The organism is Streptomyces sp. NPDC102279, from assembly GCF_044766365.1.
Classification (GTDB): Bacteria; Actinomycetota; Actinomycetes; order Streptomycetales; family Streptomycetaceae; genus Streptomyces.
In genome coordinates, this window is sequence record NZ_JBIWLU010000008.1 from 133,378 (window position 1) to 151,546 (window position 18,169).

An 18,169-nucleotide genomic window follows, 5' to 3' on the forward strand; every position below is an offset into this window, starting at 1 on the left:
CGTAAACCCCCGGTCAAAAAAATTCCGGCCCCCCCACCTATGCCCGGGGGGGCCGCTTTCCAATATCCGTGGGGGGCCGCCCCGGGGGGGGCCCCCCCCCCCCCCCCCCGCCCCCCCCGGGGGGGGGGGGGGCGCGGCGGCCGGTGGGCGCGAGGCCCGGTTCAGGTGCCGGACCGTCAGGAAACCGGCAGCGAACCAGTCGGGAGGGCACTGGTCGGCAGCGCCGGAAGGGCCGGGAGACCCGGCAGGTTCGGCGCCGGCAGGCCGCCGCCGAGAACGGTGGCGACGACGAAGTTGACGAGGCCGGTCACCACGGCCGTGGCCGCCGGGACGACCGAACCGGCGTCTCCCGACGTGACCGCCTTGACCAGCGAGTCGACGGCGGTCTGCAGGGCCGTCAGCGCGTCGGCCTTGACGTCCGCGGCGGCGAGCGCCCGCGGGCGCTCGCCGCTCTTGGACAGCGGGGGCACGGCCGGGAGCGCGACGGGCGGGACGGCGGGGACGGCGGCCGGCGGCGCGACCGGAGCCGCGGCGGTGACCTTGGCGATGGCGTCCTTCGCGGCCTGGCCGAGCGTCGCCGCCTGGTCGGCGGGAATCTGGCCGTCGTCCGCCTTGAGCGCGGCGTCGACCAGGGCGGTGACCGGGGCCAGGACACCGCCTATGTCGCCCAGGGTCTTGGTCTGCGCCAGAAGCGCGTCCGCGCCGGGTACGGGCGCTGCCGCATGGCTGTGGCCACGCGGCAGGTCGCTGTCGGCGGCCATCGAGGCCGGTGCGGCGATCCCGATCAGAAGCGTGGCACAGAGTGCGGAGGTCGCGAGGCGCCGGGCGGGCAGAGCACGCATGGATGTTCCCTTCGGTGGTGCTCGGATCTTGACTCCACCGTGAAAGCAGTCATCGCTCCCTGCAACCGTTCGAACGCTCCAGGTAACTCTCCGTCGCCCCTACCACCGCCATCGCCGCAGGTGGGGAGCCATGCCGAAGCCCGATTCGGGTCTCCCCCGTTCGGGGCAACGCGAACCGGCCGCCCTCCCGTTGGGGAGGACGGCCGGCGGGAAGGTCCGCGCAGACGTCAGCCGTTGACGCAGGTGTTGCCGAACGCGGGGTTCAGCAGACCGATGACGTTCACGGTGTTGCCGCAGACGTTGACCGGGATGTGGACGGGAACCTGCAGGACGTTGCCCGACAGGACGCCCGGGGAGTGGGCGGCCGCGCCGTGCGCGTCGCTGTCGGCGGCGGCGATGCCGGCGGTGCCGGCCACGGCGGCGGCGGCAACGGAGGTCAGGGCCAGGCCCTTAGCGATACGCGACATGGAGAAATGCTCCTTGGAAGTCGACACAACATCCGGGCGGGTTGCCCGGCTCTGCATTCAACGCGCGGCGCGCATGCGGGTTGTGCCTCCAAAGGGGTGATCTCGCAAACCGTCGGGCTTCACGAATCCGACACACATCACAGGTTTCACCCATAAATACGGACAACAGCTAGAGTCGGCCCCCTCCCGAGGGCGTCTGTGCCCAGACGCCGACAGGCGCCGGAAGAGAGACGGGGAGCCGGCGCGCACCGATCCGATCCGCAGATGTCCATCCCTCCGCTGGTCCAGAACCTTTTCCCCGAAAGGGCACCGCCGGTCATGCCTATTTCCCCGGGTCTGCTGCTGCGCCGTGCGATGGTGGGCTGCTCGGCCCTCGCCACCCTGTGGGCGCCGGCCGCCGCCGCGACCACCGCCGGACCCGCCGCGGAGGCGGAGAGTCTGGCCTTCACGCAGCGGTACCACGCACTCCAGCACGGCGGGATCGTGCGGGCCGCGAACTCCTCGATCAGCTGCCGCGGTTCCGCGCAGGCCGAGCGCCCCGAGGCCCCCGCGAAGACCTCCGGCTCCAAGGGCCGGGCGGCCGCACCCCGCGTCACCCACTCCGCGGCGAGCGCGTGCTCCACCGCCCGCGCGGGCGGCCGGGCCGCCAACGGCGACTTCGACATGTTCTACATCGACGTCGACAAGGACCCGAACACCTACAACTCCAGCCGCTCCGAGGTCCGTCTGCCGAAGGGGGCGCACGTCACGTACGCGCGCCTGTACTGGGGCGGCAACCTCCGCGTCGGCGAACAGAAGCCGCCGAAGGACAACGGCCGGGTGCTGATCGCCGAGCCCGGCGGCCGGTACAAGGCGCTGCTCGCGGACAGCGTGGTCGGGCACCGGGTGGCGCACGGGGCCGACGCGTTCCAGGCCTCGGCGGACGTCACCCGGCTGGTGAGGGCGAGCGGCGCGGGACTGTGGACCGTGGCCCAGGTCAACGTCGCCAAGGGCAGGACGGCCGCCGGTGCGTGGGGCGGCTGGACGCTGGTGGTGGCGTACGAGAAGAAGGCGGAGCCGCTCAGACATCTGTCCGTGTGGGACGGCTTCGGGACGCTGGGCCCGGACGAGGAGCGGTCCGTACCGCTGGGCCCGATGTCCGTCCCCGGGACCGTGAGGGGCCGGGTGGGCCTGGTCGCGTACAACGGCGACCGCGGCAGTACGGGTGACTCGCTCGCCCTTTCGACCGGACCCGGCGCGCCGACGGTGCTGAGCGACTCCGCCAACCCCCGTGACGATGTGCTGAATTCGACCATCAGCGAGCCCGGACCTGCGGTGACGAAGCGGGTGCCCGCGTACTCGAACACGCTCGGTTACGACTCGGATGTTCTCGAATTCGGCAAGGGGATCCGCTCCGGGGGTGACCAGTTGGCCTTCCGGATCGTTTCGCACCGGGACGCGGCCTGGGTCGGGGCACTGTTCGCCGCCGTCGACGCGAAGCAGTGACGCGCGCCCCGGCGCGCCGCCCGTGAGCAAGGAACCGCGCATGTATCTGTCAACCGACCCTCCGCCGCGTGTCCTTCACGTCACGCAGCCGGTCGACGGCGGCGTCGCCCGGGTGGTCGCCGACCTCGTCCGGGCGCAACTGGCCGCCGGAACCCGGGTGACCGTCGCCTGCCCGGACGGCAACGCCTTCGCCCGGGAGGTGCGGGAGCTCGGCGCCGACGTACGGCCCTGGCAGGCGACGCGCGCGCCGGGGCGGCTGCTGCCGCAGGAGGTGCGCCGGCTCGGGCGGGTGCTGGCGCGGGTGCGGCCCGACGTGGTGCACGCGCACAGCGCGAAGGCGGGACTCGCGGCCCGGCTCGCCCTGCGCGGACGGGTACCGACCGTGTTCCAGCCGCACGCCTGGTCGTTCGAGGCGGTCGACGGCACCGCGGCCGCGCTGGCGCTCCGGTGGGAACGGTGGGGGGCGCGTTGGGCCTCCCGGGTGGTGTGCGTGAGCGACGCGGAGCGCACGACAGGCGTGCACGCCGGAGTGCGCGCCCAGTGGCGGGTGATCCCCAACGGGGTCGACCCGGAACGCTTCCGTCCCGCCCCCGCGGACGCCGTACGCGCAGGTCTCCCCCAGCTCGCCGGGGTCGACCCGGCCGCCCCGCTGGTGGTGTGCGTGGGACGGCTGTGCCGGCAGAAGGGGCAGGACGTCCTGCTGCAGGCGTGGGACGCGGTGCTGCGCCAGGTTCCCGGGGCCCGGCTGGTGCTCGTCGGGGACGGTCCGGACACGGCCCGGTTGCAGGCTGGAGCACCACATGGCGTGGTGTTCGCCGGGGCCGCCGACGACGCCGTGCCCTGGTACCAGGCCGCCGATCTCGTGGTCCTGCCGTCCCGTTGGGAGGGCATGGCGCTGGCTCCTCTGGAGGCCATGGCCTGCGGCCGTCCGGTCGTGATGACGGACGTGGACGGCGCCAGGGAGAGCCTTCCGGCCGGCCACCACCCCCGCTGCCTGGTCCCCGCGCGGGAGCCGGAACCGCTCGCCGAGTCGATCGGCGCACTGCTGTTGGAACCGGAGCTGCGCGAGTCGCTCGGTCACCAGGGGCGCCGTCATGTACTGACCACGCACGACGTGCGCCTCACGGCCGACGCGGTCGCGGGGGTGTACCGCGAACTGCTGGCCGGTGTACCGGCGCAGCACGCCGGGAGCGCCACGTGCGGGGACCACACCGAGTGCAGGGAGTCCATCCACTCGTGACTGCGGAAAGCACCGTTCCCTCCCCCGGCGCACAGCCCCGGGAGTACGGATTCTCGCCCGTCTCGGTCATCCCTCAACGCGGGACCGACGGCGGCTTCAGATTTCCGGCCGGCCGGCGGACCGCGGCCCGGCGCGCCGCCTGGGTGCCGCTGGTCGCCGTGGACGCCGTCGCGGCCATGGCGACCGGGCAGGCGCTCACGGAGAGCCGGCACCCGCTGTTCGTCGTCGGACTGCTGGTCGGTGTGGTCGCTCTGAACGCGCGGGCGTCGCTGTACCGTCCGGCGCCCGTCCCTGCTCTGCTCGACGAACTGCCCACCCTGTGTGCCCGGATCGTGGTCACCTGGTGCACGCTCGCCGCGCTGGTCGCCGCGTTCGTCCCGGACGCCGCGCTCTCCGCGTGGACGCTCGCCCTCGGCTGCGCGGCGCAGTCGGCGATCAGCTGCGCGGGCCGCGGCACGGTGCACCTGCGCCGCCGCCGCGCCCTCGCGCTGCGCCCCGGCGCGGCCCTGGTCGTCGGCCCCGCCGCGACGGCTCAACGCGTGGCGGCCGCCTTCCACCGCCACCCGAACTGCGGGGTCCGGCCGGTCGGCGTCGTCGCCGACCAGCCGGCCGGCGTCGAGGGCCTGCCGGTCCTGACGACCGGTGAGGAGGTGCAGCGGGCCCTCATCCAGAACGGCGTGCGGTCCGTGCTCGTGGTGGAGCCGGCCGCCGAACGCGCGCCGATGCTGCGGGCGTTGGCGGAGGCGGGCTGCGAGCTGTGGGAGGTCGACGCGGACTCCCCGTCGTACGAGCGGGACGGGCGACACACGCTGGCCGGCTTCGCCTGCCGCCGGCTCTCCATGACGCTGCGCCGCTCCAGCGTCGGCAAGCGCCTGCTGGACGTCGCCGTCTCCGGGACGCTCCTGCTCCTGGTCAGTCCACTGCTGCTGCTGTGCGCGGTGGTCCTGCGGCTGAGCGACGGGCCGGGCGTGGTGTTCCGGCAGCAGCGCATCGGCAAGGACGGCCGGCCCTTCACCCTGCTGAAGTTCCGCACCCACCGCCCGGTCGACGCGCACGAGGCGGCGACCCGCTGGAGCGTGGCCGACGAGCTCAAGATGAGCCCGTTCTGCCACTTCCTGCGGCGCACCTCGCTCGACGAGCTGCTCCAGCTGTGGAACGTCTTCTGGGGGGACATGAGCCTGGTCGGCCCACGCCCCGAACGCCCCTACTTCGTCGCCAAGTTCAGCCAGACGTACCCCGGCTACGCGGCACGGCACCGGATGCGGACCGGCATCACCGGGCTCGCCCAGGTGCACGGGCTGCGCGGCGACACCTCGATCGAGGACCGCTGCCGGTTCGACAACGCCTACATCGACAACTGGTCGCTGTGGCAGGACATCTGCATCCTGCTGCGCACGGCCGCCGCGCTCGTCCGTCCGACGGGGAGCTGAGCCGATGAGCGCCGCCCCGCACGTCACCCCTCTGGGCAGTGTGATCTCCGTCCTGCGGCGGGCGCTGCCGGTGCTGCCGGTCGTCGTCGTGATCGCCCTGCTCGGGCTGCCGATCGCGCCGGGCGGCGAGGGCGGCGCGAACATCGCGGACGCCATGTCCGGTGTGGTCGTGGTGAGTTGCGCGATCCGTCTGGTGCGGGCCCGTAGGCGCCCGCTGTCCGCGACCGCCGCGCTGGTGCTCGGGCTCCCCGTGGTCGGCATCGCGGTCGCGGCCGTCGGCGCGGCGGACCCGGGGGCCGGGATCACCGGCCTCGCCCGCTACCTCCAGATCTTCGTGCTGGTCCCCGCCGCCGTCCTGCTCTCGGTGCGCGACCGGAGCGACTTCCGGCTGCTGGCCTGGTCGTTCGTCGGCCTGGCGCTGTGGCAGGGGGCGGTCGGCGTGCAGCAGTACGTCACCGGGACCGGCGCCTCGTACCAGGGCGAGGACGTCCGCGCGGTCGGCACCTTCGGGCCGACGGACGTGATGGGGATGGCGACGGTCGTCGCGTTCGGGCTGGTGTGCGCGGTGGCTCTGGCCCTCGGGACGAGTGCGGCACGACAGCGCGCGGTCGCCATGGCGTGCGCGCTGGCCCTGCTGCTGCCGCTCGCCCTCTCGTTCAGCCGGGGTGCCTGGATCGCCACGACCGTGGCCTGCGGAACGCAGCTGGTCCTCGCGGGCCTGCGGCGCGCGGCGAAGGTGGGCGCGGTGGTTCTCGCCACCGGGGTGATCCTGGTGGGCGGCCTCGGCGTCGGCACCGCGATGCTCCAGGAGCGCATCGCGAGCATCACGCAGGTCACGGACGCGCCGGACCAGTCGGTCGTCGACCGGTACACGATGTGGGCCGCCGCCACCGACATGTGGAGCGAACACCCGCTCACAGGGGTCGGGTTGAAGGGATTCCCCGACAACCGTGACGGCCACGCCTCGCTCGCGCTCTCGGCGGGCAGCGACATCGCGGGCGCGGGCTCCGCCTTCCACAAGCAGGCGCTGCTCTCGCCGCACAACATGTACCTCCTCGTCCTCAGCGAGCAGGGCCTCATCGGGCTGCTCTCGCTGGTCGGCAGCTGGCTCGCGCTGCTGGTGTGCGCGCTGCGCGGGCTCGTCCGGATCCGCCGCACACCCCCGGGAACCCCGTCCACCGGGGCCCGGATCCCGGCGGGCACGGACTGCGCGCTCGTCGCGTGCGGGCTGCTCGTCTGGCAGTTGACCGACTTCGTGTACGCGGACATCGGCGGCCCCTCCACGGTGCTGACCGCCGTCGTGTTCGGCCTCATCGGCTGGTGGGCGCTGGTCGACCCGGCGACCCCGGCCGGCCCGGAGGCCACCGTCGCGGCCCCCTCCGTACCCGAGGAGGCCACGGCGCGATGACGGTGAGGCCGCCCAGGGCGGGGGAAGACGCGGACACGGACGCGAACGAGGGCGCGAACACGGGGGCGGCGGGCACGAACAGGGGCGAGAGCGGCCCCCCGGTCACGGGCATCGACCCGGACGGCGGACCGACCACCGGAAGCGAGGCCGCCTACCCGGCGGCCACCGGCACCGCCACCGGGACGGCAGCGGAGTTCACGACGGTCGCGGCCCTCGGCACAGCGCCGGAACCGGGCACGACAGCGAGCTTCGGCACAGCCACGGAATCGGCAACGGCTGTCCTGGGGGGCGGTCCCGGCGGTCCGACCTCAGCGGGCAGCGGCACCGGCATGGGCATCGGGACCACGGCGGGCGGCGGAACCGGAAGCGGCGGCAACAGCCGAGCCTTCGCGGAACAGGCGGACCGGCCCGGCAGCGACACCCCGGTAGGTGACCCGCACGGGAGCGGCGGGCGGTCCGCTGCCGGCGCCGCGCCCTCCGCGGAACCCCTCCCGCTCCCCACCGCCCGGGCCGCCCGCGCCGCCCGCACCGATCCGCCGTCCTCCACCGGGCCCGGCGGCCCCGCCGATCCCCCGAACGCCCGGAAGAAGGAGAGCCGGTCCGAAGCGGCCGCCTCCAACCGGTTCCTCGCCAAGGCCGCGCTCGTCACCATCGCGCTCTCGATCGCCGGTGCCGTCCTCGGCCTCGGCCGGGACCAGGCCCTCGCCCACCTGTTCGGAGCCGGATCGGACACGGACGCGTTCCTGGTCGCGTGGACGGTCCCGGAGTTCGCGGCGACGCTGCTGATCGAGGACGGACTGGCCTTCGTGCTGGTCCCGTTGTTCAGCGTGGCCGTCGCCCGGCGTGCGCGGGGGGACGCGGGGGATCCCGTACGGGCCCTGGTCGCCGCCACCCTGCCGCGGCTGACGCTCGCCTTCGCCGCGGTCGGCGCGCTGCTGATCGCCGGAGCCCCCTACCTCGTCGAGGCGCTCGCGCCCGGCCTGCCCGACCCCCGGCTCGCGGTGGACTGCACCCGGCTGACCGCGACCTGCGTGTTCTCCTTCGGACTGGCCGGCTACTGCAGCGCGGCCCTGCGGGCGCACCGCCGGTTCGTCGCTCCGGCGGCGATCTACGTGGCGTACAACGCCGGGATCATCGGGGCGATGTTCGTGCTCGGCAGCCGCTGGGGCGTGCGGTCGGCGGCCCTCGGGGTCGCGGTCGGCGGCGCCCTGATGGTGGTGGCGCAGCTGCCCTCGGTGGGGCGGCAGCTACGGCGCAAGGAGTCGGCCGGCGAGCTCCTGGAGGGCGAGCCGGCCCGCCCGATGGACCTGACGCTCGTCAGCACGGTGCTGCTCTTCGCGCTCTGCCGGCAGTCCCAGGTCCTCGTCGAACGCTTCCTCGCCTCCTCGCTGCCCGCCGGGGCCATCTCGCATCTGAACTACGCGCAGAAGGTGGCGCAGATGCCGATGGTCCTCTCGCTGATGCTGTGCACGGTCACCTTCCCGGTGGTCGCGCAGGCGATCGCGGAAGGGGACACCGAGCGGGCCCGTGACCGGGTGGAGCGCGATCTGGCGCTCGTGTCCTGCACGGTGCTGCTGGGCGCGGCGGCGGTCGCCGCGTGTGCCCCGCAGATCATCCAGCTCCTGTTCCAGAGGGGCGCGTTCACCGCCGCGGACACGGCCGCCACGGCGTCGGTCATGCGCGTGTACGCGCTCGGGCTGCTCGGCCACACCCTGGTCGGCGCGCTCGTGCGCTCGTACTTCTCCTCGGGTCGCCCCACCTGGTACCCGCTGTTCGCGATGACCGCCGGGATCATCGCGACCTCCTGGATCGGCGTCCTGGCCGTCGGCCCGTGGGGGGTGTGCGGCATCGCCGCCGCCAACGCCACCGGCATCACCCTCAGCGCCGTGCTCCTGCTGTACGGCACGGGTCCGCGCAGTGTGCCGATCCGCACCCGCCGGGTGCTGACCGAGATCGGCAAACCGCTGCGGGCCGCGCTGGTCGCCGCGGTGGCCGGGGGTCTGTGCGCGAGCCGCCCGGACTCCCCGCTGCTCGGCCTCGTCCTCGGCGGCACGGTCGTGACCGTCGTCTTCGCCCTGCTGGCCTGGATCCTCCGGGTCGAGGGGTTCGCACCCGCACTCCGTTCCGTCACACGAAGGGTTCCGCATGCCCGTTTCCGCTGACAGCAGCAGACGTACCGGTACGAACTCCCTCGACGCACCGCCCTGGGTGGCGATGTACCACTCCGTCGGGGACTGCTCCGACGACCCGTACCGCATCACCGTCTCCCCGGACCGCCTCGACCAGCAGCTGAGCTGGCTGCGCCGCCGCGGGCTGCGCGGGGTGGGGATGACGGACCTGCTCGCCGCACGCGCCCGCGGCGAGGGCCGTGACCTGGTGGGCCTCACCTTCGACGACGGGTACGCGGACTTCGTCGACGCGGCGCTCCCCGTCCTGCACCGGTACGGCTTCGGCGCCACCCTCTTCGTGCTGCCCGGGCGGCTCGGCGGCGACAACGGCTGGGATCCGCTGGGCCCCCGCAAGCCGCTGCTGTCGAAGCAGGGCATCCGGCTCGCCGCCGCCTCCGAGGGCGTCGAGGTCGGCTCGCACGGGCTGACCCACGTCGATCTGACGAAGGCCGACGACACGGTGCTGCACGCCGAGGTCGCGGAGAGCAGAGCGGTGCTCTCGGAGTTGATCGGTGCTCCGGTCGAGGGCTTCTGCTACCCCTACGGGACCGTCGACGAGCGGGTCGTCGCCGCCGTCCGCGACGCCGGGTACGGCTACGGGTGCGCGATCGACCCCGGACCGCTGACCGGCCCGCACGCCCTTCCCCGCGTGCACGTCGGCGAGAACGACACCCCCGTACGCCTGCTCCTGAAGCACAAGCTGCACCGCCTGCGCCGGCGCCCCGTCGAGGGGCTCTGATGAAGGCGTTGCACATCATCACCGGCCTCGGGGTCGGCGGCGCCGAGCAGCAACTGCGGCTGCTGCTGCGCCATCTGCCCGTCGAGTGCGACGTCGTGACGCTCACCAACCCGGGTGCCGTCGCCGCCGGACTCACCGACGACGGTGTGCGCGTGATCGACCTCGGCATGGCCGGCAACCGTGACCTCGGGGCGCTCCCCCGGCTGGTGAAGGTGATCCGCGCGGGCCGCTACGACCTCGTGCACACCCACCTCTACCGGGCGTGCGTCTACGGAAGGCTCGCCGCGCGGCTGGCCGGGGTGAAGGCCGTCGTGGCCACCGAACACTCCCTCGGCGACTCCCAGATGGAGGGGCGCCGGCTCAGTTCCGGCGTCCGCGCCCTCTACCTGGCCAGTGAGCGGCTCGGCCGCTCCACCGTCGCCGTGTCCCCCACGGTCGCCGACCGGCTGCGCCGCTGGGGCGTGCCCGGGCCGCGCATCGAGGTCGTGCCGAACGGTGTCGACGTCGCCCGCTTCCGCTTCGACCCGGTGCTGCGCGAACGCACCCGCCGCAGGCTCGGGCTGCCGGAGGGCGCGTACGTCGTCGGCGGGGTCGGGCGCCTCGCGGCGGGCAAGCGGTTCGACGTCCTGATCCGGGCGCTGGCCGAACTGCCCGGCGACTGCTGGCTGCTGCTCGTCGGCGGCGGCACGGAGGAGAGCGTGCTGCGGCGGGCCGCGCACGAGGCCGGGGTCGCGGACCGGGTGCTGTTCACCGGCGAGCGCCCCACCGGGGGCTCCCCCGGCGCCGACCTGCCGTCGCTGATAGGAGCCATGGACGTCCTCGCCTCGCCCAGCCCCGAGGAGGCGTTCGGGCTGGCCGTGGTGGAGGCGATGGCGGCCGGACTGCCGGTGCTGTACGTCTCCTGCCCGGCCGTCGAGGACCTGCCGCCCGAAGCGGCCCGCGGCGCCGTGCGGGTCGGGGGCGACCCGGACTCGTTCGTCCGCGCCCTGGCCCGCGCCCGTACGGAGGGCCCGGCCCCCCGCGCGGCCGCGGACGCCGCCCACCACTACTGCATCACCCGCAGCGCCGCACAGCTCATGGACGTGTACGCGGCCGCTGTCTCGCGCACCTGAACTGGAGTGAGTTCCTCATGTCCGAAAACCTCACCAGGGGCCACCGTTCCGCGGGAACGGGCCTCGCCCGGGCGAAGACCATGCCGCCGTGGTCGCTGCTCGCCGCCGGAGCCGTGCTCGGCGGCCTGCTCGGCGGCGCGTACGGCGTGGTGAAGACCCCGACCTACACGGCGACGAGCTATGTCATCGCCGTGCCGACCGACAAGGGCGACCCGTCGGCCGCGCTCGGCTTCGCCCAGGCGTACGGCCGGGTCGCGACCCAGCTCGCGGTTCTCGGCGACGCGCAGGTGTGGGCCGGTGTTCCCGTCAGGACGCTGCAGGCCGACGTGCGGACGGCGACCTCCCCGGACGCCCCGATGGTCGCCGTCTCGGCCACCTCCTCGCGCCCCGACCGCGCCGCCGACATGGCCAACGCGGTCACGCGCTCGCTGACCCAGCACGCCAACGACAGCCAGAAGGACACGCACGTCCAGCTCCTGTCGTTCTCCCGCGCGGTGAAGCCGACCTCGGCGTCCTCCGCGTCGGCGACGGTGACCGGTCTGGTCGGCGCGAGCGCGGGCGGCCTGCTCGGCGGCCTCGTGCTGCTGGTCCGTCCCCGCCGGTCCTCCGACGCGGCCCGGCCGGCCTCCGTGCCGAGCCCCGCCACCGCCGCCGATGTGCACGGAGCGCTGTGACCGAGACGCTCCGGACCGACGTACGGAGGACCGCGCGAGCGGAACTCATCACCGACGAGCGGGAGTTCGCGGAACTGGCGCCCGCCTGGGATCGCCTGTACCGCCGGTGCGGCGCCGTCACCGCGTTCCAGAGCCACGCCTGGCTGCACTCGTGGTGGCTGTCGTACGGGACACCGGGCCGGCTGCGTCTGGTGGTCGTCCGCGAGGACGGTGAGCTGCGGGCGGTCGCACCCCTGATGCTGGTCCGCCGCCCCCTGCCCGCCCTCGTGCCGCTCGGCGGGGCGATCTCCGACTACGCGGACGTGCTCCTCGACGACGAGCAGGCCGACCGGTGGGCCGCGACGCTCACCGAGGGTCTGTCGGCCGCCGCCCGCACCGCGCTGATCGACTTCCGCGAGGTCCGTCCCGGCGGCGCGGTGGAACGGATCTACGAGCGCTGGAGCGGACCGCGCCGCCGGGTGGGCGACTCGCTGTGCCTGGAGCTGCCCGCCGCCTCCATGGAGGAGCTGGTGGGCCGGCTGCCCTCGGCCAAGGCCCAGCGCGTCCGGGCGAAGCTGCGCAAGCTCACCTCGCTGGGGGTCGAACAACGGGTCGTCGGTCTCGACGAGGTGGACGCCGCGCTGCGCCGGCTGCTCGAACTGCACCAGTTGCAGTGGCAGGGCCGGAAGGTGACGACCGAGCACCTCCAGGAGCGGTTCGCCGAGCATCTGGTCCGCTCGGTGGTCCCGATGGTGCGTTCCGGGGACGCGGTGGTCACCGAGTTCCACCTCGACGACATGGTGGTCGCCGTGGACCTCACGCTGCTGTCGCCCCGCCTGGCGGGCGGCTATCTGTACGGCGCCCATCCACGGCTGCGCGAACGCAAGGCCGACGTCGCGGTGATGCTCCTGAACGCGTGCTCCCGGCACACCGGGGCGGGCGGCCGCAGGACCCTGAGCCTGCTGCGCGGCGACGAACCGTACAAACGCCACTGGCGTCCGGAGCCGGTCGTCAACCAGCGGCTGCTCCTCGCCCGCCGGTTCACCGCGCCGCTGATGTCGGCGGTCGTCTGCGACGTCGCCGCGCGCCGGCGGGGCAAGGAGCTGCTGCGCAGTTGGAGGGAACGCGGTGGCGGCAGGCCCTGAACGACCCGCCGCCACCCGGGGTTCACCGGTTGCGCGACCACCAGTCGAAGCGCAGGCACAGCTTCCCGCCCATCCAGTACTCCACCCAGTCGCCCAGGTCCAGCGGCGAACAGTTCGGCGGGGGAAGGGGAACGGGCGTGGTCGGCCTGGCCGGCTCGGGCTTCGGCGTCGGCTTGGGTGTCGGCGTGGGAGTCGGCTCCGGCGACTGCGGGGCCGTCGGGTCGGTCCGGCCGGACAGCGCGGCACGGTAGGCCTGGGACGCCTTCGGGTTGTCCTCGCACTGCCACACGCCGTGCGGGCAGTAGTCGGTGAGGGTGTTGTAGAGCGGCTTGTGCTCGTCGATCCAGCCGAGCATGCGCTTCATGTACTCCGCGTTGTCGCCGTTGCGGAACAGCCCCCATTCGGGATAGGAAATGGGCTTGCCGTGGGCTTTCGCGAAGTCGACCTGCTCCTGAAGCCCGTACGGCTCCTTCACCTGCTCGTCGAATGAGAGCCCCGACGGCTGGTCGTACGAATCCATGCCCATGATGTCGACCGTGTCGTCCCCGGGATAGCACTGTGTCCAGGGAACGCCGTCCTGGCCGCGGTTCGGGGCAAAATCGAACTTGAATTTCTGCCCCGGCACCGCGCGCATGGTGGTGACGATTCTGTTCCAGTACTTCTTCCAGGCCTCCGGGTCGGGACCGCAGCGATGGGTGTACGTGATGCCGTTCATCTCCCAGCCGAGCACGATGACGGTGTCCGGCACCTTCAGCTCGACGAGACGCTCGGCCAGCGCCCGGAAGTGGCTGTCGAACGCTCCGGAGGCGGCCTCGGCGAGCAGGCTCCTGACCTCGCTGTCGGAGACCCCCTCCTCGTTGCGCTCCATCATCGGGACGTTGAGGACGAGCATCCGGTCGGCCTGTTCGCGACGCCAGTCCGCCCAGGCGTCCAGGAAGCCGGGCGCGCCCTCGATGTTGCTCCAGCGGTCGCCGGGCAGATACGTGTGCCCGACGCGCAGTTCGGTGCCGCCCAGCCACTCGCTGAGCTGGGCGATCCGGGCGATACCCCTGGCGCCGTAGTCCAGGTAGGCGCCGAAGGCGGGCTGCTGGACGGCCGGTTGTGCGGTGGGCGTGGGTGTCGCGCCGGTCGCCGCGGGCTTGCCGGACACGGCGGGCGTGCCGACCGGCGGACTGACCGGGGGCGGGGTCTGCGCCCCGCCGGTGGTCGAGGAGGCCGCGGGCGGTGCCACCACCGTGGGCGTCGGAGCCGGCGGATCGCCGACCCGACCCACCCCGGCGCCCACGGCGTATCCCGGACCCGACGCGAGCGCGACCGACGTGACGATGCCGGCCGCGACGAACGCCAGCCTTCTGTTCCGGGGCCGATGCTGCTGTGGGGCCATGCCTGCTCCTCTCTCCCTCTTACTTCTCGGATTTACATCTCCGATTACTGACACTCAGTCATACGAATACCCATTCCGCCAACCGAGGCCCCTGCCTTCGGACCTGATGATCACTCTCACGGGTGACCCACCCGTCAGCGCGTCCACCACCAGACCTCCCGGCCCTTTTCCGAGAACGCCCCCCACGGCATTCCCCACCCCTACAACGACCCTGTCGCCGATCCGAAGGAAAAGCCCGTGCAGATTCTCGACACCCGGGTCCCCGCCGTCCTGCTGCGCATCGACCGGAACCCCTTTCACCACGGAACTCTGGGAGCCGTGCGCTCCCTCGGCAGAGCCGGCGTGGAGGTTCACGTCGTCGCCGATTTGGAGGGAAGTCCCGTCCGCAGATCGCGTTTTGTGTGCGAGATGCACCCCCCGCCGCCGCCGGGTTCGTCCACCGCGGACATCGCCGCGGTGTTGCGCCGAGTGGCCGCCCGGGTGTCCCGGCCGGCCGTACTGGTCCCGATGGATGACGCGAGCGCGCTGGCGGTGGGCCGCATGGGCGAGGACCTCGCCGAGGGGTATCTGCTGCCGCAGCAGCCGGGCGACCTCGCCGAACGCGTCGCCGACAAGGCCGAACTGGCCGCCGTCTGCGCGAGCGTGGGTGTTCCGCACCCGGTGACCCTGATCCCGGAGAGCCCGGCACAGGCCGCCGCCGCGGCCTGGCAGCTGGGGCTGCCGGTGATGGCCAAGTGGAGCCGCCCCTGGCTGATCCCGGCCGGGACCGGACTGCGCAGCACCGTCGTGGTCCGCTCGGCGCAGGAGGCACAGGCCCTCTATCTGCGCAGCGCGGAGGCGGGCAGCCCGCTGCTGCTCCAGGCCTTCCTGCCGCCGGGGCCCGACCGCGACTGGTTCTTCCACGGATACGTGGGCCGGTCCGGAGCGACGCACGGCGGCGGCGCAGGCCGCAAGCACCTGTCCTGGCCGCGCGGCGCGGGCCTCACGGCCGTCGGCCGCTGGACGCCCAACCCCGAACTGGAGACGCTGGTCGAACGGCTCACCGGGGCCCTCGGCTACCGGGGCATCTTCGACCTCGACTTCCGCAGGGACGGCACGACGGGCCGCTACCACCTGCTCGACTTCAACCCCCGCCCCGGCGCGCAGTTCCGGCTCTTCGAGGACGGCGGCGGCCTGGACGTCGTCCGCGCCCTGCACCTGGACCTGACCCACCGTCCGCTGCCCGATCCGGTTCCTCTCCCGGGCCGCGCGTTCGTCGTGGAGAACTACGCGCCGCTCGGCGCCCTGCGGCCCCGCTCCGGCGGACGCGAACTCGCCTGGCACGCACCGGACGATCCCGCCCCGGGCCGGGCGATGTGGAGCCTGTGGACCCGGCACGTGCCGCGCCGTCTGACCCAGCGCGCCGGCCGTCTGCTCTGCGGGCCTGCCACGCCGCAGGAGGCCGAGGACGCCACGGCGGGTGGCACGGCGGGGCGGGAGCCGGCGGCGGTGACCGAGGCACTCGAAGAGATCGCGCTCCCCGCGGACGGGCCGGTCGCCCCCGGCCCGGACCCGACGGTCGTCCGCCCGCGCGGCGAAGCGGTCACCCGGCCGGACGTCAGGACCGTCGCGCTGCCCGCTCCCCCGCCCGCCCCGTCGGCCGACCCCGCGGCCGGCTCCCTTGCCGACGACGAGAAAGCGAGCAGCCGCTGATGTACGACCTCCTGGTGGTGGGAGCCGGACCCTACGGCCTGTCCATCGCGTCCCACGCCGCGGCTGCCGGGCTGAGCCTGCGCGTCCTCGGCCGCCCCATGGCCTCCTGGCGGGACCACATGCCCGGCGCCATGTTCCTGAAGTCGGAGCCCTGGGCGTCGAACCTCTCCGACCCGGAGGGCCGCTGGCGCCTGGAGACGTACTGCGCCGGCCGCGGCGTGACCGCCCGGCACGGCGAGCCGATCCCGGTCGGGATGTTCGCCTCGTACGGCCTGTGGTTCGCCCGCAACGCCGTGCCCCACGTCGACGAACGCACGGTCGTCCGCGTGCGGACCTGCCCCGGCGGGTTCGAGGCCCTTGTCGACGACGGTGAGGTGCTGCGCGCCCGGACGGTCGCCCTCGCCGTCGGCGTGATGCCCTTCGTCGAGGTGCCGTCCGTGCTGCGTGACCTCGGCCCCGAGCAGGTGTCGCACAGCAGCCACCACGGCGACCTCTCCCGCTTCCGGGACCGCGACGTCACGGTGATCGGAGGGGGCCAGGCCGCGCTGGAGACGGCGGCCCTGCTCGCCGAACAGGGCACCCGTGTGCGGGTGCTGGCCCGCGCGGGCCGGCTGAACTGGAACGACGTGCCGCCCGTCCGGGACCGGCCGTGGTGGCGGGCCGCCCGTGCCCCGCACAGCGGTCTCGGCTGCGGCTGGCGCAACTGGTTCTACGCCGAGCGCCCCGGCCTCTTCCGGCGGCTCCCGGAACCCACCCGGACCCGGATCGCGGCCACCGCGCTGGGGCCCGCGGGCGCCTGGTGGCTGCGCGACCGCGTCGAGCCCGTCGTCGAGCTGATGCTGGGTCACGAGGTCACGTCGGCCTACGCGTCGGGGATCGGCCTGCGCGTCGAGACGGTGGACCTGGACGGGACGCCGACCTGTCTGGAGACCGACCACGTCATCGCGGCCACCGGTTTCCGGGGCCGGCGCGACCGGCTCGGCCTGCTCGCCGACGAACTGCGCACGAGCGTGACGGCCCTGCCCGACGGTTCCCCCGCCGTCGGCAGGGACTTCGAGTCCTCGGTGCCGGGGCTGTTCATGGCGGGCCTGGTCACCGCGTCCGCCTTCGGACCCGCCATGCGTTTCGTGCAGGGCGCCGGTTTCACCGCGGACACCCTCGTGCGGGGCGTACGGCGCCGGCTGCGCACAGGCCCGGTCGGCGCACGGGTTCCGGCGCCCGCGTCACGCCGGCCGAGGGGATCGGACGAGGGGATCGGCGCCCGGAAATGACCGGACGGGCCCGGGGACCGGGGGCCCGACGATTCGGGTGCCGGACGCGAGGACGCATCCGGCACCCCGTGGCGTCACGGACGGGACGCGACCCGGCTCCGCCGGTACATCACCGTGCCGCCGGCGAGCAGGAACAGGCTGACGGCCGCGGTCGCCGGCAGACCCGTACCGCCGGTCTCCGCCAGCTCGGCGGGGGGCGCGGACCGGTGGTGCTCCGGGGCGGGCGGCGCGGGCGGCTGCTCGTGGACCGTGGTCGGCGGGGTGTACGAGACGGGCGTGAACGGCGTCTCGGTCGGAGGGTGCTCGTGTGTCCGCGGAGGCGTGTGCGGCGGGGTGCAGGACTCGTCCGGGGTGGACCCGTGGCCCCCCGGGGTGTGCTGGTGGCCGCACTGGTTGCCGAACGCCGGGTTCAGCAGGGCGATCACGTCGACGGTGTCGCCGCACACCTCGACCGGGGCGTCCACCGGGGTGCCGGCGTGGTTGCCGGAGAACACACCCGGAGAGCCGTGGGCCGCGCCGTGCGCGGAGGAGCCGCCGTGACCGCCGTGGTGACCGTGGCCGTATCCGCCGTGGCCGGAGTCTCCGTACCCCGAGTCGCCGTAACCCGAGTCGCCATAGCCGGAGTCGCCGTAACCCGAGTGGCCATGACCCGAGTCGCCGTACCCGGAGTGACCGTGACCCCGGTCCCCGTGGCCGGAATCGCCGTGGCCGCCGCCGTACGTTCCGCCGCCGTACGTTCCGTCGCCGTGGCGGCCGCCCGAGTGGCCGGAGCCGCCGTGACCGGAGCCGGTGTCCTGCTGGGCGGGGATGCGCGGCGCGGCGTGCCTGCCGTGCGAACCCGGCACGTTGGCGCAGGAGTTGCCGAAGGCGGGGTTGAGCGCCGCGACCACGTCGACCGTGTTGCCGCAGGCGTTCAGCGGCACGTTCACCGGGACCTGCACGTTGTTGCCCGACGCGACGCCGGGCGAGCCCGAGGCGGCCGACACCGCGCCGGAGTCCGCGAAGGCCGGGCTGGCGTACAGGGACATGATGCTTGTCGCGGCCGCCGCCACGACCACTCCCCTACTCAGGTTCTGTCGCACTCTTGTTGTCTTCCTGCTGGTAGAAGTGAGGAAGCCGGCCTCGGGCCGCAC

General features: G+C 73.8%; 15 protein-coding genes. 11 read left to right on the forward strand and 4 right to left on the reverse strand.

Features of this window, described 5'->3' with window-relative positions; all coding sequences use genetic code 11:
• Positions 1-176 precede the first annotated feature (176 nt).
• Both ACIRQH_RS21765 and chpG read right to left on the reverse strand, forming a co-directional pair.
• Positions 177-842: a hypothetical protein gene (locus tag ACIRQH_RS21765; RefSeq protein ID WP_388931038.1), complete on the reverse strand. Its 666-nt coding sequence runs from the start codon at positions 840-842 to the stop codon at positions 177-179.
• Between the two features lie 227 nt (positions 843-1,069).
• The gene (chpG, locus tag ACIRQH_RS21770; protein ID WP_358814835.1) at positions 1,070-1,309 is read right to left on the reverse strand and encodes a chaplin ChpG; all 240 of its coding nucleotides are present in this window, start codon (positions 1,307-1,309) and stop codon (positions 1,070-1,072) included.
• A gap of 318 nt (positions 1,310-1,627) precedes the next feature.
• On the opposite strand from chpG, the gene ACIRQH_RS21775 reads away from it, so the two are divergent.
• From ACIRQH_RS21775 to ACIRQH_RS21815, 9 genes are all read left to right on the forward strand, one after another.
• Entirely contained in the window at positions 1,628-2,794 is a 1,167-nt protein-coding gene (locus tag ACIRQH_RS21775) for a DUF3344 domain-containing protein (protein ID WP_388865885.1), read from the forward strand.
• Positions 2,795-2,834: 40 nt separating this feature from the next.
• Entirely contained in the window at positions 2,835-4,034 is a 1,200-nt protein-coding gene (locus tag ACIRQH_RS21780; RefSeq protein WP_404226833.1) for a glycosyltransferase, read from the forward strand.
• Entirely contained in the window at positions 4,031-5,464 is a 1,434-nt protein-coding gene (locus ACIRQH_RS21785; protein WP_388931044.1) for an exopolysaccharide biosynthesis polyprenyl glycosylphosphotransferase, read from the forward strand. The genes ACIRQH_RS21780 and ACIRQH_RS21785 overlap by 4 nt, the downstream gene beginning before the upstream one ends.
• 4 nt (positions 5,465-5,468) lie before the next feature.
• On the forward strand, positions 5,469-6,872 hold the full coding sequence (locus ACIRQH_RS21790) for an O-antigen ligase family protein (protein WP_388865894.1): 1,404 nt from the start codon (positions 5,469-5,471) through the stop codon (positions 6,870-6,872).
• Between the two features lie 329 nt (positions 6,873-7,201).
• Complete coding sequence (locus ACIRQH_RS21795; protein WP_404226925.1) at positions 7,202-9,034, forward strand: lipid II flippase MurJ; 1,833 nt, start codon at positions 7,202-7,204, stop codon at positions 9,032-9,034.
• On the forward strand, positions 9,018-9,779 hold the full coding sequence (locus tag ACIRQH_RS21800) for a polysaccharide deacetylase family protein (protein ID WP_358814841.1): 762 nt from the start codon (positions 9,018-9,020) through the stop codon (positions 9,777-9,779). The genes ACIRQH_RS21795 and ACIRQH_RS21800 overlap by 17 nt, the downstream gene beginning before the upstream one ends.
• Positions 9,779-10,891, forward strand: coding sequence for a glycosyltransferase (locus tag ACIRQH_RS21805; protein WP_358814842.1), 1,113 nt, complete (start codon positions 9,779-9,781; stop codon positions 10,889-10,891). Before ACIRQH_RS21800 ends, ACIRQH_RS21805 begins: the two co-directional genes overlap by 1 nt.
• A 17-nt stretch (positions 10,892-10,908) precedes the next feature.
• Entirely contained in the window at positions 10,909-11,565 is a 657-nt protein-coding gene (locus tag ACIRQH_RS21810; protein WP_358814843.1) for a lipopolysaccharide biosynthesis protein, read from the forward strand.
• The gene (locus ACIRQH_RS21815; RefSeq protein ID WP_404226834.1) at positions 11,562-12,689 is read left to right on the forward strand and encodes a GNAT family N-acetyltransferase; all 1,128 of its coding nucleotides are present in this window, start codon (positions 11,562-11,564) and stop codon (positions 12,687-12,689) included. The genes ACIRQH_RS21810 and ACIRQH_RS21815 overlap by 4 nt, the downstream gene beginning before the upstream one ends.
• 22 nt (positions 12,690-12,711) lie before the next feature.
• Here ACIRQH_RS21815 and ACIRQH_RS21820 read toward each other — a convergent pair whose 3' ends face one another.
• Positions 12,712-14,073 carry a glycosyl hydrolase gene (locus tag ACIRQH_RS21820; protein WP_388865903.1) on the reverse strand — a complete coding sequence of 454 codons (1,362 nt, stop codon included), beginning with the start codon at positions 14,071-14,073 and terminating at the stop codon, positions 12,712-12,714.
• Positions 14,074-14,310: 237 nt separating this feature from the next.
• On the opposite strand from ACIRQH_RS21820, the gene ACIRQH_RS21825 reads away from it, so the two are divergent.
• Positions 14,311-15,765 (forward strand): ATP-grasp domain-containing protein, encoded by a 1,455-nt coding sequence (locus ACIRQH_RS21825; protein WP_388931052.1) that lies wholly within the window; start codon positions 14,311-14,313, stop codon positions 15,763-15,765.
• Positions 15,765-17,036 (forward strand): NAD(P)-binding domain-containing protein, encoded by a 1,272-nt coding sequence (locus tag ACIRQH_RS21830; RefSeq protein ID WP_358814847.1) that lies wholly within the window; start codon positions 15,765-15,767, stop codon positions 17,034-17,036. Before ACIRQH_RS21825 ends, ACIRQH_RS21830 begins: the two co-directional genes overlap by 1 nt.
• Positions 17,037-17,110: 74 nt before the next feature.
• Here the strand turns inward: ACIRQH_RS21830 and ACIRQH_RS21835 are convergent, their stop codons facing one another.
• On the reverse strand, positions 17,111-18,118 hold the full coding sequence (locus ACIRQH_RS21835; RefSeq protein ID WP_404226835.1) for a chaplin: 1,008 nt from the start codon (positions 18,116-18,118) through the stop codon (positions 17,111-17,113).
• Between the last annotated feature and the right edge of the window lie 51 nt (positions 18,119-18,169).

Bases quoted from the DNA above. Each gene is read 5' to 3' on its own strand.
- ACIRQH_RS21810 (WP_358814843.1), top strand. From the start codon at position 10,909: ATGTCCGAAAACCTCACCAGGGGCCACCGTTCCGCGGGAACGGGCCTC.
- ACIRQH_RS21800 (WP_358814841.1), top strand. From the start codon at position 9,018: ATGCCCGTTTCCGCTGACAGCAGCAGACGTACCGGTACGAACTCCCTC.
- ACIRQH_RS21765 (WP_388931038.1), bottom strand. From the start codon at position 842: ATGCGTGCTCTGCCCGCCCGGCGCCTCGCGACCTCCGCACTCTGTGCC.
- ACIRQH_RS21795 (WP_404226925.1), top strand. From the start codon at position 7,202: ATGGGCATCGGGACCACGGCGGGCGGCGGAACCGGAAGCGGCGGCAAC.
- ACIRQH_RS21805 (WP_358814842.1), top strand. From the start codon at position 9,779: ATGAAGGCGTTGCACATCATCACCGGCCTCGGGGTCGGCGGCGCCGAG.
- ACIRQH_RS21820 (WP_388865903.1), bottom strand. From the start codon at position 14,073: ATGGCCCCACAGCAGCATCGGCCCCGGAACAGAAGGCTGGCGTTCGTC.
- ACIRQH_RS21780 (WP_404226833.1), top strand. From the start codon at position 2,835: ATGTATCTGTCAACCGACCCTCCGCCGCGTGTCCTTCACGTCACGCAG.
- ACIRQH_RS21790 (WP_388865894.1), top strand. From the start codon at position 5,469: ATGAGCGCCGCCCCGCACGTCACCCCTCTGGGCAGTGTGATCTCCGTC.
- chpG (WP_358814835.1), bottom strand. From the start codon at position 1,309: ATGTCGCGTATCGCTAAGGGCCTGGCCCTGACCTCCGTTGCCGCCGCC.
- ACIRQH_RS21830 (WP_358814847.1), top strand. From the start codon at position 15,765: ATGTACGACCTCCTGGTGGTGGGAGCCGGACCCTACGGCCTGTCCATC.
- ACIRQH_RS21775 (WP_388865885.1), top strand. From the start codon at position 1,628: ATGCCTATTTCCCCGGGTCTGCTGCTGCGCCGTGCGATGGTGGGCTGC.